The 16,542-nt window shown below is 38.8% G+C and carries 13 protein-coding genes; 8 read left to right on the top strand and 5 right to left on the bottom strand.

Features of this window, described 5'->3' with window-relative positions; translation table 11 throughout:
• Window positions 1-70 precede the first annotated feature (70 nt).
• The 4 genes from pilM (at window position 71) to FJR06_RS00250 (ending at window position 5,120) form a co-directional block, all read left to right on the top strand.
• The gene (pilM, locus tag FJR06_RS00265) at window positions 71-1,156 is read left to right on the top strand and encodes a type IV pilus assembly protein PilM (RefSeq protein WP_168650269.1); all 1,086 of its coding nucleotides are present in this window, start codon (window positions 71-73) and stop codon (window positions 1,154-1,156) included.
• Between the two features lie 4 nt (window positions 1,157-1,160).
• Window positions 1,161-1,961 (top strand): PilN domain-containing protein, encoded by an 801-nt coding sequence (locus FJR06_RS00260; protein WP_015079512.1) that lies wholly within the window; start codon window positions 1,161-1,163, stop codon window positions 1,959-1,961.
• Window positions 1,958-2,725, top strand: a complete 768-nt coding sequence (locus FJR06_RS00255; protein WP_015079513.1) for a hypothetical protein — start codon at window positions 1,958-1,960, stop codon at window positions 2,723-2,725. Before FJR06_RS00260 ends, FJR06_RS00255 begins: the two co-directional genes overlap by 4 nt.
• 106 nt (window positions 2,726-2,831) lie before the next feature.
• On the top strand, window positions 2,832-5,120 hold the full coding sequence (locus FJR06_RS00250) for a type IV pilus secretin family protein (protein ID WP_168650267.1): 2,289 nt from the start codon (window positions 2,832-2,834) through the stop codon (window positions 5,118-5,120).
• A gap of 298 nt (window positions 5,121-5,418) precedes the next feature.
• On the opposite strand, the gene pyrR is transcribed toward FJR06_RS00250, so the two are convergent.
• From pyrR to FJR06_RS00235, 3 genes are all read right to left on the bottom strand, one after another.
• Window positions 5,419-5,955 (bottom strand): bifunctional pyr operon transcriptional regulator/uracil phosphoribosyltransferase PyrR, encoded by a 537-nt coding sequence (pyrR, locus tag FJR06_RS00245; protein ID WP_148761674.1) that lies wholly within the window; start codon window positions 5,953-5,955, stop codon window positions 5,419-5,421.
• A gap of 161 nt (window positions 5,956-6,116) precedes the next feature.
• Window positions 6,117-7,067 (bottom strand): adenosylcobinamide-phosphate synthase CbiB, encoded by a 951-nt coding sequence (gene cbiB / locus FJR06_RS00240; RefSeq protein ID WP_168650265.1) that lies wholly within the window; start codon window positions 7,065-7,067, stop codon window positions 6,117-6,119.
• A gap of 63 nt (window positions 7,068-7,130) precedes the next feature.
• The gene (locus FJR06_RS00235) at window positions 7,131-7,574 is read right to left on the bottom strand and encodes an RrF2 family transcriptional regulator (protein WP_168650262.1); all 444 of its coding nucleotides are present in this window, start codon (window positions 7,572-7,574) and stop codon (window positions 7,131-7,133) included.
• A gap of 303 nt (window positions 7,575-7,877) precedes the next feature.
• On the opposite strand from FJR06_RS00235, the gene FJR06_RS00230 reads away from it, so the two are divergent.
• Complete coding sequence (locus FJR06_RS00230; RefSeq protein WP_015079519.1) at window positions 7,878-8,288, top strand: AbrB family transcriptional regulator; 411 nt, start codon at window positions 7,878-7,880, stop codon at window positions 8,286-8,288.
• A 240-nt stretch (window positions 8,289-8,528) separates the two neighbouring features.
• On the opposite strand, the gene FJR06_RS00225 is transcribed toward FJR06_RS00230, so the two are convergent.
• Entirely contained in the window at window positions 8,529-10,445 is a 1,917-nt protein-coding gene (locus tag FJR06_RS00225; protein ID WP_015079521.1) for a chloride channel protein, read from the bottom strand.
• 415 nt (window positions 10,446-10,860) lie between these two features.
• Between FJR06_RS00225 and FJR06_RS00220 the strand changes: the two genes are divergently transcribed.
• Window positions 10,861-11,238 (top strand): hypothetical protein, encoded by a 378-nt coding sequence (locus tag FJR06_RS00220; RefSeq protein ID WP_015079522.1) that lies wholly within the window; start codon window positions 10,861-10,863, stop codon window positions 11,236-11,238.
• A gap of 150 nt (window positions 11,239-11,388) precedes the next feature.
• Here FJR06_RS00220 and FJR06_RS00215 read toward each other — a convergent pair whose 3' ends face one another.
• Window positions 11,389-13,002 carry a glycosyltransferase family 39 protein gene (locus FJR06_RS00215; protein WP_168650260.1) on the bottom strand — a complete coding sequence of 538 codons (1,614 nt, stop codon included), beginning with the start codon at window positions 13,000-13,002 and terminating at the stop codon, window positions 11,389-11,391.
• A gap of 258 nt (window positions 13,003-13,260) precedes the next feature.
• Between FJR06_RS00215 and FJR06_RS00210 the strand changes: the two genes are divergently transcribed.
• Both FJR06_RS00210 and FJR06_RS00205 read left to right on the top strand, forming a co-directional pair.
• Window positions 13,261-14,787 carry a hypothetical protein gene (locus FJR06_RS00210; RefSeq protein ID WP_168650258.1) on the top strand — a complete coding sequence of 509 codons (1,527 nt, stop codon included), beginning with the start codon at window positions 13,261-13,263 and terminating at the stop codon, window positions 14,785-14,787.
• 331 nt (window positions 14,788-15,118) lie between these two features.
• On the top strand, window positions 15,119-16,492 hold the full coding sequence (locus FJR06_RS00205; RefSeq protein WP_168650256.1) for an MFS transporter: 1,374 nt from the start codon (window positions 15,119-15,121) through the stop codon (window positions 16,490-16,492).
• Window positions 16,493-16,542 lie beyond the last annotated feature (50 nt).

The raw sequence follows: 16,542 nt of genomic DNA, 5'->3' as shown, positions 1-16,542 counted from the left end.
CTTCCAAATGCTTCGCCCCTACTGACAACTAACCTTAATATTCTTCTTTGTAATCCTAGCGGGTAAAACTATGGTTAAAGCCTTCACTAGTTTCTTTGGTAAATCCAGTAAAGGTATTGGTATTGAACTAGCACCGGAACGGGTAAACGTAGTCCAACTACGTAAAAACCGTCAAAACTTAAAAATCGAATCTTTGACAACAGTACCAGTACCAGAAGGTATATTTGTTGATGGTCAAATTGCTGATTCTGTGGGAATGTCGGAAATTATTCAGCAAGCGATCGCTGAAAGCAAAACTAAAGCTACCCGTGTTGCTACTTGTATCCCAGGACGATACTCCATTGTCCGGTTGATTCCTGTCCCATCTGAATTAGATGACAAGGAGTTGCGGGACATGATACTTAACCATGAAGCATCTTTATATTTACCCTATCCCAGAGAAGAAGCTGATGTTGATTATCAGAAACTTGGGTACTTTATGGACGAAGACGGCATTGAGAAAGTGCAGGTTTTGTTAGTTGCGACTCGTAAAGATATCACGCAAACCTATTTGAATACCTTTGAACAGGCAGGATTAACAGTTGATATCTTAGAAATTAACAGCTTTGCCCTGATTCGCACTGTTCGTGATCAACTGCGGCTATTTGGACCAGAAGAAGCAGCGGTCTTAGTTGATATTGAGTTTGATAGTACAGAAATAGCCATCATTATCAATGGTGTCCCAGAATTTTCTCGAACAGTACCGATTGGCACTTATCAACTCCAAACTGCATTGTCAAGGGCTATGAAGTTACCAGAATCACGGGATATGGATATGTTGGAGAGTATGACTATTCCCAATAGTGGGGTGACAGGTAGTAATCCAGGGATGGCTTCTATGTTGAGAGTTCTCGAAGAATTAGCTGATGAATTGCGTCGTTCCATTGATTTTTACCTCAATCAAAGTAAAAATCTGGAAGTCGCGCAGATTCTTTTAGCCGGTCCTGGGGGAGGATTACCACAAATTGATGAGTTTTTCATTCAAAGATTGAGTTTACCAACTACCCAAATAGATCCAATTACTTCTTTGTCTTTGGAGGTAGATGCTGAAAAATATCCTTTAATTAAACGTCCTGGGTTGGGTATTGTCCTGGGTTTAGGAATGCGAGGGTTGTAACAAAATGTATAGTCTAGATATTAACTTCCTTAAAGATCGGCCAGAATATCAAAGTAAAAGTGTTCAAAGACCATCTATTCAACTAGGGAATTTAATCCCAGTTTATATAGGAGTAGGAGTAGGTTTAGTATTCCCAGCTTTGGTATTTATTGGTTTATCAATCTTAGAAGGGAAAACCGCGGAAGTAACCCAAGAAATCGGAAAACTAGAGGAGGAAGGTAAGAGTTTAGAGAGCATAATAGTCAATCTTAATAAAATTAAGGCGGAAACAGCCGGCATTAATAGCCAAACGAAAGCTTTAGTAACGGTGTTTGATCAAATACGTCCTTGGTCAGCAATGTTACAGGATTTGCGCGATCGCATTCCTAGTAAAGTGCAAATCGAAACTATTAAGCAAATTGCCGCTCCTCTTCCTAGCAGAGAAGTTGTAGCTGCCACCCCCAGTAAAACCAATACTAATACCAATACCGCTGGATTCTTAGAAATTTCTGGTTTTGCTATTTCCTATGCCTTAGTCAACGATTTTGCCTTAAGTTTAGGACAATCTAAATTTTTAAATCCAGAAGAAACCAAAATTATCACAGCAGAATTAGTAGATGCACCAACCGTTACAGGTTTTCTTCCCCCAAAGGGTGGTAAATCTAATGAAAAAATTAAACCTATTCAAGTAGTTAAATACACCATTAAAACAGGCTTGAGTAGTGTGCCAGCATCTGATTTAATTCAAGAGTTAGAGAAAAAAGGCACAGTCGGACTAGTAGATAGACTTCGTAATATCAAAAAAGTAGGAGTCATTGCCCAATGACATTTAGTGATGATTTAAATTTTGCCAATCAAGATACAGATACTCAAGATTCTGGTCCTGTTGTTTTTGGTGTCACCTTAACACCAACTATTATTGGTGGTGTAGTCGCAGTTTTAGGTTTATTAGGTGCAAGTTATATGCTATTTAACATGGCAATGCCCGCTTGGGATAACTATCAAGAACTACAAACTAAACGTGAGCAACTACAAACAGAAGTTAATCAAAAGAAAATCCAAGCCCAACAAATCGGTAAAATAGAAGCAGATTTGGCTGAAGCTAAACAACAACAACAACAAGTTTTAGCTTTATTTGCAGATGAAAAAAGTTTAGATACCCTATTACTAGATACCAGTCGCTTGATAGATTCTAGCAATGGAAAAGCTTTTGGTAATGCCATTAGAGCCAAGATGAAAAGATTTGTTCCAGCTTCGGAAAAACCTGTTGTGGTAGATGATGGCAGTTTTGGGGTAGAAGTTAACAACAAACTTAAACGCAGTATTGTCAATGTAGAAATTGAGGGGAATTTTGAACAAACCCGATTAATTATGCGAAACATTGAACGATTACAACCTTTATTGTTAGTTAAAAACTATGACTCCAAATTGTCTCCACCAGAGATGTCAGACAATAAAGATAACCCTGTGCAAATTGGTATCGGTAAACTGACAACAACTTTTGCATTAGAGGCTTTAATGCCACTAACTTCTGAAGAAACGGCAGATTTAGCCGCTAAAACAGCAGCAGCTAAAGCACCGGAAAAATAATCAAATTTGAGGCAACAGGCAACAGGCAAAATAAAATATTCTCCCTATTCCCTATTCCCTGTTATACGTTACGATTTAGACTTTTATTTTATGTGAGGAATGAACTGTGAAACAGCTTCATAATAGTGTTTTCGGATCAAGTGTGGCAGCTTTTGTACTCTTAGCAGCCCAACCAGTGTTAGCAAAGATTACACAAATTACTGATGTTGAACTCAGTCCCATTGCTGGGGGAGTTAGTGTAATTTTAAAAACCGCGGCGGGAGATCGTCCCCAAGTATTTACCACTAAAAAGGACAAGTCCTTAGTTGCGGATGTAATTAATGCCCAACTCCGTTTACCCAAGGGTAATAACTTCCTGCAAAAAAACCCCGCACCAGGAATTGCATCTATTGAAGTTAAACAATTAGACGCTAATAGCATTCGGGTAACAGTTACAGGTATTGATGATGCACCCAGCAATCAGCCCGTCATGGGAAAGGATAATAATATTACCCTGGGCTTTACCGCTACCACAAATTCAACAGCATCAACCGCCACTAAGCCTACAGAAAAGGTAGCAGTAACACCAGCTACTACCAAGCCTACGGAAAAGGTAGCAGTAACACCAGCTACCACATTTGAATATAAACCAGATGAACCAGGTAAACAGCCGGATGTTCTAGTTCCTAACCCCCAAGTTACAATTGACGGGAAAATTACCCAAACCCCAAATCCTGGTCAAGCTTATAAGCAAAGTCCTGTTTTTTTACCTAAGGCTGTCGCCCCACCTGTAGGAGATATTACTCAGTCTAATATTGATACATCTCCTGTGGTGATTAATTTAGGTACAAAAGAACGAGTTCGTCGGTTGGTGTTGCGTGATGCACCTGTAAGAGAGGTTTTATCTTTATTAGCTCGTGCTGCTGGGCTGAATTTGGCTTATATAGGTGGGGAAGCAGAAAAACCGCAAGATGCTGAAAATGTAACTAGAACATCTCAGAAGATTTCCTTGGATATAGAAAATGAACCTGTGCAGGATGTTTTTAATTACGTCCTGCGTTTGAGTGGTTTGGAAGCTAACCGCAGTGGACGGACAATTTTTGTTGGGACTCAATTACCTAATTCTAGTCGTAATCTTGTGATGCGTAATCTCCGACTAAATCAGGTAACGGTGGGTGTGGCGTTAAATTTCCTAGTAGCTTTGGGTGCGGAAAGTGCTGTCAGTCGAGAACGACTAGTTACTAGTGTTAATGCTGTACCTGTGGGTGGTGCTGCTAACACCGCAGTTACTCAAACTCAAACGACGACAGAAACAAAAATTGAGACTCAACGGATTACATATACAGATTCAACACCTATACTCAGAGGGTTACAAGCTTCAGGAGACGAGCGGACAAATTCTGTTACATTAATTGGTAGTCCTAAGATGGTTGAGATGGCAGTATCTCAATTAACACAGCTTGATATCCGTCGTCGTCAAGTGGTGGTGAATGTCAAAATTATTGATGTCAACCTGACAGGTACTCAAGATTACAATACCAGTTTTTCTTTTGGGGTTGGTAACAACTTCTTTGTTAATGATGGTGGTGCAGCATCTTTAAATTTTGGTGGTTCTCGACCAGCTAATTCTAATGAAGTAAACAATACTGTGACTGAAACACCAGTTACAAATAATCCACTTCAGGCTGTAGTTACGGGGTCTGCTGCTGGTATTAATCGAGATCCCACAATTCAAGGAAACAAAATAGGGGGTATACCAACTTTATACCAATTCCCTAGACGGCTTCTTACGAGTTTACAAGCTCAAGTTACCAAGGGCAACGCTAAGATTCTAACAGATCCTACCTTAATTGTTCAAGAAGGACAAAATGCAGTAGTTAAGTTAACTACAGAGGTATATGCTGGATTAGACATTTTATCCCAAGGTACAGGAACTACATCATCAACCACTTTCAGCAAACCTATCATCAAGGAAGCAGGTCTATCCTTGAATGTGAAGGTAGAAAGAATTGATGATAACGGTTTTGTATCTTTGTCCGTTGCCCCTACTGTATCTGCTCCGGGTGGTACAGCACAAGCCGGCGGTGGTAATGGTACAATAACTCTTTTATCCGCGAGAACTCTTACATCTGGTGTATTGCGTCTGCGGGATAGTCAAACGCTTATTCTTTCCGGTATTATTCAAGACACAGATCGAACAAGTGTTTCTAAATTACCTATTTTGGGTGATATTCCCCTGCTGGGTGCGCTGTTTAGGAAAACAAACAAACAGAACGAACGTAGAGAGGTAATTATTTTACTGACACCGCAAATAATGGATGATTCCCAGAGTTCTGGCTATGGTTATAATTATACACCCAGTCCCACAGCGCGGGAAATGTTGGAACGTCGGGGGGTGAAGCTGCAACCGCGTTAGTTAGTTTTTAGAGGGTGTTTGAAAAGTTATGGTTGATGTATCAAATATTTTTTACCCCACCCTAACCCTCCCCTTGTAAAGGGGAGGGAACTGGATTTTTATTGTTTCCCCCCTTTACAAGGGGAAAGGGGGGTAGCAATGTGATGAAAATTACGGAATACCACTTTTCAAACATCCTCTTAGTTCTTGTTTTCCAAATACCCGATTTATGGGAGAAGTAAATAATGTAGAGACGTTACATGGAACGTCTCTACAACTAGAAAATATACTTTTGAGTTTAAGTCTAAAAAAGGAACTTTCAATTACTAATTAACTCCACACCATCTCGTCCATCACTATCCTGTAAATAAACTTTAACAATTTCCTCCTTCGCTGTGGGTAACTTTTTACCGACGAAATCTGGATGGATTGGTAACTCTCTATGACCTCTATCTACTAATATAGCTAAACGAATTACCTCTGGTCTACCATATTCATTCACGGCATTTAAAGCAGCCCGAATAGTTCTCCCTTTAAAAATGACATCATCTACAAGTACCACCGTTTTTCCGGTCAAATCAAAGGGAATATCCGTTTTTTCTGGAGTTCTCAAGCCGATTTTATCAAGATCATCACGATAAAATGTAATATCCAAAGAGCCTACAGAAACATTAACATCTTCCAGAATTTCTATTTGACGGGCTAATGAATAAGCTAATGGGACTCCTCTAGTATGAATACCCAGAAGTAACAATTGAGATAAATCTCGCGTTCTTTCCACAATCTGAGAAGCCATACGAGTTAATGTCCGACGCAGTTCTTCTGATGAGAGAATTTCAACTACTTTGGTAGACATAAGATAGGTAATTGGTAATTGGTAATTGGTAATTGGTAGTTTCTCGTTTTCTCGTTCCCATACTCTGTATGGGAATGAATGCTAGAAGGCTCTGCCTTCAATCACACTGGAGGCAGAGCCTCTGTGATAGCATTCCCAGTCAGAGACTGGGAACGAGATAACTAACGAATTAAAAATATTGCTATTCCTAACCATAGTAAAAACGCATATCGGGTTAATTGTAAAGCTTGATCAATGGAATCTGGGGTAATGGGATAAATAGCATCTCCTAAAAGTGGTTTCTCTTTAGCTACTCCACGATACCAATTTATTCCTCCCACTTGCACACCTAAAACCGCAGCATAAGCGCATTCACTCCAACCAGAATTGGGACTGGGATCTTTAATTGCGTCGCGGCGACAAATTCGCCAAACATTTACAGGTTTTAAAGATAGTAATGATAAAGTGATCACTGTTAACCGACAGGGCAACCAAGTAAAACCATCTTCCCACCGCGCACTAAACCAACCAAGATAAGTATAAGGTAGTTCTTTATAACCGACCATTGAATCTAAAGTGCTACTAGCTTTATATGCTAAAGCCAAAGGGACAGCACCGATAACAGGGATAAATGCACCAACAATAGTATAAAAAAGAGGAGCCATTACGCCATCAGTGGCATTTTCTGTAACGGTTTCTAACACTGCTCTGAGAATTTCCGCTGGGGAAAGATTGGCTGTGTCTCTCCCGACGAAATTACTTAAAACCTGTCGCGCTGATTCTAATTCTCCATTTTTTAAAGGTTGGAGAACTTCCATAGCTGCATTTCGTAAACTTTTGAAAGCAAAACAACTAGCTAGAAGAATACTTTCTACAGCAATTCCTAACAATGGATGTACCCACTTGGCACTTTGAACTATTATCCAACCTACCAAGCCACTACCAGTAATTACAATCACACCTAGGAAAATTCCTGCAAGCCTCTGAGAAAGAGGATTTTGGCAATATTGCAGAGCTAATTTACTCAAGCGGGAAATTACCCATCCCATGACTCGCACCGGATGAGGCCAACCCCAAGGATCTCCGATTAAGTAATCTAACAATGCAGCCAAAACCAAAACAGTAGATGTCATTTTTTATTGATTGTTGATTATTTATTCTTCTTTCTTGCTTTTTCCTTTCTTCTGACTCGGTCACTAAACCACAAAATTGGCTTCTTCCCCTTGAGATGCTTGCCAACTGCGAGCATCATAATAAAGGTCTGCCAGGGTAATATTGTACAAGGCTTCTTTGAGCTTTTGGTTGAGTCTGTTCCAGAGACTGGATGTCACCCAATCTGCTGTTTGAGCGGGTGTGGGATTATTCAGAGGTAAGTTAGTGATATTTTCACCAACAGCCTCTAAAATTTGGCCAATAGATATTTGTGTCGGTTTTTTTGCTAATTTATATCCACCGACGCTACCACGAATTGAAGTTACTAAGCCGGCACGACGCATTTCTATGAGCAGCTTTTCTAGATAGGGAGCAGGAATATCTTGACGTTTAGCGATCGCTCTGACCGATTCAGGTCCATACTTGGGCTGTAAACTCAAATCTAGCAATGCTTTCACGCTGTAATGTCCTCTCGTAGTTAGTTTCATATAGCAGTTATGATTAATTTGATTTCCCCAATCGTTCTGCCCTCATCCCTCTTAATCTGCCTATCTTTAATAATTTAAAGAATCAAAACCGGATTCCTCTCTATAGTAGCTATCAGCATCATTGTAATTATATTTCATATAATTTTTTAAGAATATTGATAATAATGCAACAATTTTGTCTATGAGTGTAATATACTTGGCTAGGCTGATCCCAAAACTCAAGAATTCTGTTCTTATTAGTTCAATGTCAGCTAAAATAAAATCCACTTGACAACAAACAACATTCATTTTCGACCTAAGTTGATGCCTAAACAAAAAAAAATTGAACTCCTAGTCGGTGACGAACTGCTCAAAAAAGTTAAAGAGCTAGAAGCCATCAGCAAAGACGAAAAAGCTAAACAGTGTGGCTACTATACTGTTACCAAAAATGGTATAGAGCGCGTCAATATGATGAAATTCTTGAATGCCCTAATTGATGCTGAGGGTATTCAGTTGGATAGTTCACCCAGTGCGAATGGACGTGGTGGACGCAGTGCCAGCTATAGAATTGGTGTGCAGTCAAACGGCAACTTATTAATCGGTGCAGCTTACACAAAACAGATGAATCTTCAACCTGGTGATGAGTTTGTCATCACTTTAGGCAAAAAGCACATTCGACTCCGACAAGTAGATTCGGAATCTATAGAAGATGTGGAAGTAGAAGCTACAGCTTAATGAATATTCATTAGTCAGTTATGGGTTGTCAGTTGTCAGTGGTTTTGTTTTACCCCTGACTGCTGCATAACTAATAACTGACCAATTACCAAAATTTAGAGAACAAGGAATAGGGAACAGGGAACAGGGAACAGGCAATAAGAAGATATTTGCCACTGACAACCAACAACTAACAACTAACAACTAACAACTAACAACTAACAACTGACCAATCACCAATCACCAATCACCAATCACCAATCACCAATTCCCAATTTCCTCTATATATTCAGTGGTTGTAATCACTGGTAGATATTGATGTAGTACCTTAGTGATTGCCGTTAAATTACAAGTTAATTCAATTTGTTCTCTTTCTAATAAACCCAGAATAAAATCAGGATTGTCTTTAGCTACCACTGGTAATTGATGTAACCCACGTAATGCCATGCGGTCTAAGGCTTCAGATAAAGGTTCATCTTCCCAAGCATAGAGAATATCCGTAGTACAAATATCTATAAGTTTTTGACTAGATAAATATTCCTGAATTTCAGTAGATGAATTAGAAAGATTTTGCCATAGAGCCAGAGTCCGTTTAATATCTTCTAAGGACAGAATTCCCACCAACTTGCCAGCATCATCATCAATTATCAACGCACTGCGAATTCGTTCCCGTGTCATTGCTACCGCAGCTTCTAATACTCCCAGAGTAGCTGATAATTTTTTGGGGTAAGCGTGCATAGCATCTGCGACTAACATTTGCTGCCAAAGTTCTACTTTTTCATCTTTCAATTCTGGCAAACCAATCTGTTGCAGATTAGCATTAGCATCTAAAGTTGGTTTAATTCGTTCTACTAACCAAACACTTAAACCCACCGCTGCCATTAAAGGTAAAACAATCCGATAATCGCGGGTTAATTCAAATAACATTAAAATTGCTGTCAATGGCGCTCTGACACTACCTGCCAAAACCGCTGCCATACCTACCATTGCATAAGCTGGAGGAGCAGCCATATAGTCTCCAATTCCTGGTGCTACCAAAGCCAAAAATTTAGCATAAGCGGACCCAAAGGACGCACCTAAAAACATCGCTGGTGCAAATAATCCACCGACAAAACCACTCCCTGAACTTACCGCTGTCATCAGCAATTTTAACACCAGTAATATTAGTAACAGGTTCAGCGAAAAATCCTCATCCTGGAGCATAGCTTCTACGGTTTCATAGCCAATCCCCAAAATTTGCGGGTAGCGCCAACCGACTATACCAATGATTACACCACCGAGAATAGGCTGAATTGATTGAGGAATTTTACCTAGTAATTTCAACCCTGGTAAATTACCAGCAAAGGCGGATTTGGCTAACCGAATTGATTCAGTATAGGTGAGAGAAATTAAACTTGCACCTAAACCTAAACCCAGATAAAGAGGTAATTCTAGGTAACTGCGAACTTGATAAGCAGGTAAAGCAAAAGCCGGTTGTGAACCTAAACCAATTTGAGCAATTAAGGCGGCGACAACGGCGGCAAGTAACACCACACTTACCGCAGAAGTAGCAAAATATGTAGTTCCCATGACTACTTCTAAGGCAAAAAATACGCCAGCAATGGGGGCATTAAAACCAGCAGCTAAACCAGCCGCCGCCCCAGCACCTAAGAGCAACCGCTGACGTTCTTGAGAAACTTGTAATATATCAGACAATAAAACTCCGAAATTAGTCCCAATTTCTACACTTGGACCTTCGGGACCCAAGGATGCACCACTGCCGATAGAAACAGCCGCAGCGATCATTTTTGTGACCGGTCGGAGGGGTTTCTTGGCTTCTTTGCCTTGAGCAACAGCTATGAGAGAAGAAAGTCCTGGACCAAAATCCTGAGTGCGCCAACGCATGAGGCCAACAATGATACCACCCAAAGTGGGAACAGCAGCTAAAGTCCAAGCACCCCAGATCCCAATTTGTCCCATGAGATTTTCCAGCATGAAGTTGTTAATTAGCTGGATTAAATAGTGAAAGGTGACTATCCCCATAGCTGTACTACCGCCAATTAGCACGGCCAAAAAAAGCACTACTGTTTCTGAGGAGGGCTGAAAACGATTAATTAACTGAGTGAACCGCATGGAAGGTGGGGAAAAAGTATCGGATTCCGTGACCTTCGTCTGCGAAGTCGGAGGCAAGAGAGTCATTGATAACCGAGGTAAATGTCAGAAAAAACGATTTTTTATCTGTTATTTCTTATTGTGGTTTATTATGGGAAAAACTGCCTGCTCAATAATTAATTAGCAAAAATCACAAAATATTTAGAAAAAAATAATTCCGTCCTGCGGTGCTAGCAACTTGAGTTAGTATATAAGGGAGTATGTCCTTAGGTCAATTTCATTCTTAAAGTCTACATAGTAGGGAGCAGGGAATAGGCAACAGAGTTGAAAGTCTTTTGGTGTTTCAGTTTTAGGTAAATTTTGGATCTCATGCAATTGCATATCGCTATCATAGTATTTTGCCAATAACTATCAGTGACTATGGCATAACCGCTGGATTTTCAGTAAAATTCAATACAGATATTGTTATAAATAGAATCAAGGGAATAGGCGGACGAGGTAGATGAGTACAAATACTTTTCATGATCATTATGTTACTTGCCCAATTTGCCAAAGAAATAACAGAACCACGCCAATAAAATCCTATATTGGTTTGTTTTCCTGTCCTTATTGCCAAGAAAAGTTAGTTGTTTGTCAAAGCGGACATTATGTCCGTGACCCATTTATTTGGAAACAAATGATGATCTCTTCAGCTTTACGTCGTCAAAGCCGACCTTTGGCGCGGATAATCAGAGATTTTATCTTCATTAAGCGTCCTTTTTTGTCTTTGGTTGTGGGAAGTGCGATTTTTTTCGGGATTGTGACTATGACTCAAGATAATATGAGTCATGATGGCCAAGAAATTCCCCAAATTGAAAGAATGAACAAGGGTGAAAAATAGATTTCTTGTGGAACCTTAAAAAATACTTTCGCCAAATTGAAAAAAGCCTGAATTCCCAGGTTGGGTTGTATTACAGGAAAGACAACATCAGCGTTGGATTTTGCTTCGCTCAACCCAACCTCCGAAACAATAAAAATGGCGAAGGTATTGTTAAAATGAGTTATTTTCTTTGGTAATTAATTGCCAATCTTCTACTTGATCTATGACTTTGATAGAGTTGAATTGGAGGTTTTCTAAGGTAGATATATTGAGGAGAAAATAAGGTTGGCTATCATACTGCCAGTAATATTGTAACTCACCAATAGAAGCAGGAATAATAGTGCGATCGCTATAAAAATCCAAAGAAGCACGATGGTAGGGAAAAGATGTATAGATTTCCTTAATTGCTGGATTTATTTTAGTGATCATTGCTGCTACTGGTTTAACAGGATAAGCTGTATTTAATTCCCCAACCCAGTAATGAGATTTCATTAATAACAATAGAGAAATATAACTTCCCCAAATTAAAATTTTCAGAAATTGTCTATCACCTCGCTCGGCTAAAATTGCCGCTAAAGTCATGGTTAAAGCCACTGCTGCAAAAATTATCTGTAATTCTACTTTGTCTAAAGTTCTCCAACTAAAATAAATACTGCCCGCAGAAGCCACCACAGCCAATATTGCTAAACTCGTTACCCAAGCGCGGGGATAGCCAGAAACTACAGGCACATTTTCTATTTCTGCTAATTGAAACCCCAAAGCTAAAGCTAAACTTGGATAAATAGGAACTATATACCAGGGAAGTTTAAAGCTAATGAGGGAAATAATTAATAGATAAACACCACACCAAACAATAATCAATTTTGCCCAACTTAAATTATTATTCTCCCAGGTAATGCGGATAGTTTGGGGGAGAAATATCAACCAAGGCCATGTCCACTTGGCGATTTCTAAAAGATAATACCAAGGTGCTTGGAAACTGCCATTAGTAATAGTTTGGATATGGTTTAAAGATGTATTCACATCAATATTGAAGGGATAGCCATAGTGCCATACTTGAAATCCGTACCAACAGCATACAGGTAGACAACCGATGAAAATACCTGTCCAGAAATAATAACTTGCGAGTAGTCTAGGTGTATCCCAGTAAAGAAAGACTAAAACAACTGCACCTAAATAAATACCCATCACGCCTTGAGTTAGACAAATTAACCCGAAACTAATGCCTACACCTAAGCAGTAACGCAAATCCCGGCGCGATCGCAAGACAAACCACATCATCAAAATCAAAAAACTGGCAACTGCCCCATCTAACACTGCTAACCTGCCATAACGCACCACTGGCAGCATTGTTAGATAAATTAAGGAACTATAAATAGCTGCCCAACGGTGCCGAAATATCTCTCTCCCCATGCAATACAACAAAGGTACAGAAGTTGCCATCAAAATTGCACTAGGTAGGCGAGTTGTCCATTCATTAACACCACCCAGAGCATAAGCCCCAGCAATTAACCAGTGCATTAGCGGTGGTGTGTGGTGATATGGTTCACCGCCCAAAGTGGGGTAAAGCCAGCGCATTGAATCTGCTGGAGCTTGCCAAATTTCCCGCGCTACCCTGGCTACAGTTGCCTCATCCCCATCTTGTAAGGGCAAACCGCCAAGATTGATGCTAAACAAGATCACCGCTGCCAATAACAAGAGGATTAGCCATAGCCAATCAATCTTTCTTTCAACCACACGGTGCTGTTTTTCTAGATGAGTCCAAATAAAGCTTCCTTCTTGCATATTCTATGCGAATCTTATAATTGTTAGGTTTAATCACATAGAGATCAAAGCGAATCTCCTATGTTGCCATCCGGGAACAATCTATTTTTAAAGGCAATGGCTAGATCCCAAATTAGCTCAGTTTCTCAGGAACAGAGATAATTTTTTGGCGAAGATTTTCTGATTAATTTTTTTCAGGAAGTTTACAGGCATCTTGCCGATTAAATGATATAAATACTACCATTAGCATTTGCTCAATTACCCTGAAGGAGAATGTCAATGAACCTACCTTTTATTTTAGATGTGGCACTGGGTTTAATTTTTATTTACTTAATTTTAAGTTTACTGGCTTCAGAAATTCAAGAACTATTGACAACTGTACTGCAATGGCGGGCTGAACACTTGAGAAGATCAATTGAAATTCTTTTAGCTGGTGATGCTCAAAACTCAGAAAAACCGGAAGTAATTCAACTAGTTAATAAAATTTATGGCAATCCTTTAATTCAAAGTATTAATCAAGAGGCTAAAGGTTTATTAGCAACTTTACCTCGGCAAGCAACTTGGGCAATTGGCTCATTCTTTAGTCTGTTTAGAAAGTCTACTTCTAGATTTAGAAAAGAAACTGTTTTTGGTGATCAAAAACGCAGTGCGCCTTCCTATATTGGTGGTGAAAATTTTGCTAATACTTTTATGGATACACTCCAACTGCCAGTATTGGTCAAAAAATTAACTGAAATCAGACTAGAACAATTCAAAAATGAACGTTTAGATGATATCAGACAAATTTTAATTCAGTTGCAGGTTTACATTAATAATCAAGAGTTATCTAGTGAATTTGCTACTGATATTGCCACAGATTATAAACAGTTAGAATTAGAGTATAACCGCATTACTGATGAGTTTAATAAGGATAAATATGATATCTACATGGCGATAAATAGGATGAGAGATAGCCTAGATAAATATATAGATAGTTTCCAAGCAAACATAGGCAATCATGAAGATATTTTAGATAAACCTTTGCGGGAACTAAAATTCGTCAGACAAGATATTTTTGCAGATGCAGAAAAAGCCATAGTGCTAGGAGGATTAAAACCTAATATCAATGAAATTGTCAAATCTATTAAAAAAGGTAGTGATATTCATGGTGAAGTTATAGCAGCTATTCAAGATAAAGATAGTGAAACCTATAAAAAAGTTCAAGAACTAATTGATATTCTGCCAGATTCTGTTGTTGATAGTATTGAAACTATGGCAAAACGCGCCCAAATGAGAGCTAAAAGCACGGAAGAAGGGATTATTCTTTTACGGAAAGAAATTGAAAATAGTTTTGATAGCTCTATGGAAAGAGCCGGTGGTGTTTACAAACGTAATGCTAAGGGAGTAGCAATTATCATTGGCATAACTTTAGCTATTACAGCCAATGCCGATACTTTTCATATCATTAATCGCTTATCTAAGGATTCTTTATTACGAGAAATAATTATTAATAAGGCTGTACAAGTAGTACCACAAGGATCTAATCCTTCAGATATGAGTAAAGTAGATCCTAACGAGATTTTAAAGGAAGTTGAATTACCAATTGGTTGGACTAACGCTAACGTACGACAGCAAATCAACGTAACAAAATATAGAATTAATGGGTTACCTATTTTCAGTGTTTTGAGTATGATTGCTGGTTGGCTTGTGAGTGGTATTGCTATTGCTATGGGTGCGCCTTTTTGGTTTGATTTACTGGGTAAAGTCATGAATGTGCGGAATGCAGGTAAAAAAGGCAAACAAGCTCCTAAAAATCAAGATGAATAATTCAGATCCCCGACTTCTGAGAGAAATCGGGGATCTGGTGTTATCGTTTCGTTTTCCCAAATCTTCATAAATTTTATCTACTTCCCAACCCCAGTCATTTTGGTTGGGAACAGTATCTAGTAATGGATCAGTATAAATATAAACAATTATTTTCATGGGGAGAAATAAGGGAGAATTAGATCTTTTCCTCAATTATTAATTGCAAAAGCTTGATTAATCTCCCAATTATGAAATACTGATGACATTTTTTCAGGTGTTTTATAGACTGTGAGTCTGCAAACTGATATTGAAAAATATAAGAACAAAAGATAGCTCTGTAATTTATGATAATATGAATTCCCTTCCGGTTGACACAGTTGAAGCACTGGATATTCAAACTCCCAATCTTGACTCTTTACTAACTAAACAGTTTCCTCAGCAATTTACTAAAAACGATATTCGTACCAGTTTACAAGCTTCTACCATAGATGCTGTTTTTGCATCTATTTTTGGTCTGAGTACCGGGGGAATTTTAGTCAGTAATTTGTTAGTCGAGTTGGATGCTACTCCGGTGATCTTTGGAATGTTATCCTCAATTCCCATGCTGGTAAATTTTATTCAACCTGTGGGGGCTTACATTTCTGAACAAACTACCAGTAGATTTCAATATTCTCTATTAACTTTTGGAACTTCTCGGTTATTGTGGTTAATTCTAGTTATTGGCATTTTTGCTAACAATTCCAGTTTACTAGATTCTCAACAATTGGTAGTATTAACACTGTCAATTGTTCTTTTTAGTCATCTTCTCGGAGGATTAGGAAGTGCATCTTGGCTAAGTTGGTTAGCAATTATTGTTCCCCGCAGGTTACGAGGGAGATATTTTGGTATTCGGAATAGTGCTTGTAATCTGACGAATTTAATATGTGTACCTTTAGCGGGATTAGTAATATCAAATTGGCATGGTGGAACTATCGAAGGTTATGGATTAGTTCTATCTTTAGGAACTATTTGTGGAATTATTAGTTTGTGTTGTCAATATTTTCAAGCAGACGTAAATCCGCAATTACAAAATCAGCATAGTTTGAATTTTTGTGAAAATCCTCCTCAAGATATTTGCAAAGAAGAAATTAATTGGACTACTATTATTGGGCAGAACTCTAAATTTTTACTATTTCTGCTTTATTTCAGTATCTGGATGTTGGCTGTGCATTTGAGCGCACCTTTTTTCAACTTCTATTTATTAGATACTTTAGATTTAGATGTGACTTTAGTAACTATTTATAGCAGTCTTCAGACCGGGGCAAATCTGTTAGTGTTGATTATATGGGGGAAATTAGCCGATAGAATCGGTAATCGTCCTATTCTTATCTGTGTGGGTATTTTAGTCGCAATTACGCCATTATTATGGTTAGGAATTGGTCATCATCAACTTGATTTTTGGTTATGGTTGCCGCTTTTACATATTTTTACTGGCATCACTTGGGCAGGAGTTGATTTATGTAGCACTAATATGTATTTAGGAATTGCCCCCGTGAGAAATAAATCTATCTATTTTGCCATTGTTGCGGCTGTCGGGGGCGTGAGTGGAGCTTTAGGGACAACTATCGGCGGTTTTATTGCCCAAAACCAGGAATTTGGCGGTTTATTAGGCTTATTTGCGCTATCTAGCCTATGCAGACTACTAGGGCTAATTCCCCTAATTTTTGTCCAAGAACCGGGAAAGTAGAAGGAGTCAGTTGTCCGTTGTTAGTTGTCAGTAGGGGCGAAGCATTTGGA

Origin of the sequence: Dolichospermum sp. UHCC 0352, assembly GCF_009711925.1 — a bacterium.
Taxonomy (GTDB): Bacteria; Cyanobacteriota; Cyanobacteriia; order Cyanobacteriales; family Nostocaceae; genus Dolichospermum; species Dolichospermum lemmermannii.
Note: the sequence above shows the minus strand (reverse complement) of the source record. Positions and strands in the feature narration are given on the sequence as shown.

Excerpts from the sequence above, each read along its gene's own strand:
- pilM (WP_168650269.1), top strand. The coding sequence starts at position 71 with ATGGTTAAAGCCTTCACTAGTTTCTTTGGTAAATCCAGTAAAGGTATT.
- FJR06_RS00260 (WP_015079512.1), top strand. The coding sequence starts at position 1,161 with ATGTATAGTCTAGATATTAACTTCCTTAAAGATCGGCCAGAATATCAA.
- FJR06_RS00255 (WP_015079513.1), top strand. The coding sequence starts at position 1,958 with ATGACATTTAGTGATGATTTAAATTTTGCCAATCAAGATACAGATACT.
- pyrR (WP_148761674.1), bottom strand. The coding sequence starts at position 5,955 with ATGTCTACCAAAGTAGTTGAAATTCTCTCATCAGAAGAACTGCGTCGG.
- cbiB (WP_168650265.1), bottom strand. The coding sequence starts at position 7,067 with ATGACATCTACTGTTTTGGTTTTGGCTGCATTGTTAGATTACTTAATC.
- FJR06_RS00235 (WP_168650262.1), bottom strand. The coding sequence starts at position 7,574 with ATGAAACTAACTACGAGAGGACATTACAGCGTGAAAGCATTGCTAGAT.
- FJR06_RS00230 (WP_015079519.1), top strand. The coding sequence starts at position 7,878 with ATGCCTAAACAAAAAAAAATTGAACTCCTAGTCGGTGACGAACTGCTC.
- FJR06_RS00225 (WP_015079521.1), bottom strand. The coding sequence starts at position 10,445 with ATGACTCTCTTGCCTCCGACTTCGCAGACGAAGGTCACGGAATCCGAT.
- FJR06_RS00220 (WP_015079522.1), top strand. The coding sequence starts at position 10,861 with ATGAGTACAAATACTTTTCATGATCATTATGTTACTTGCCCAATTTGC.
- FJR06_RS00215 (WP_168650260.1), bottom strand. The coding sequence starts at position 13,002 with ATGCAAGAAGGAAGCTTTATTTGGACTCATCTAGAAAAACAGCACCGT.
- FJR06_RS00210 (WP_168650258.1), top strand. The coding sequence starts at position 13,261 with ATGAACCTACCTTTTATTTTAGATGTGGCACTGGGTTTAATTTTTATT.
- FJR06_RS00205 (WP_168650256.1), top strand. The coding sequence starts at position 15,119 with ATGAATTCCCTTCCGGTTGACACAGTTGAAGCACTGGATATTCAAACT.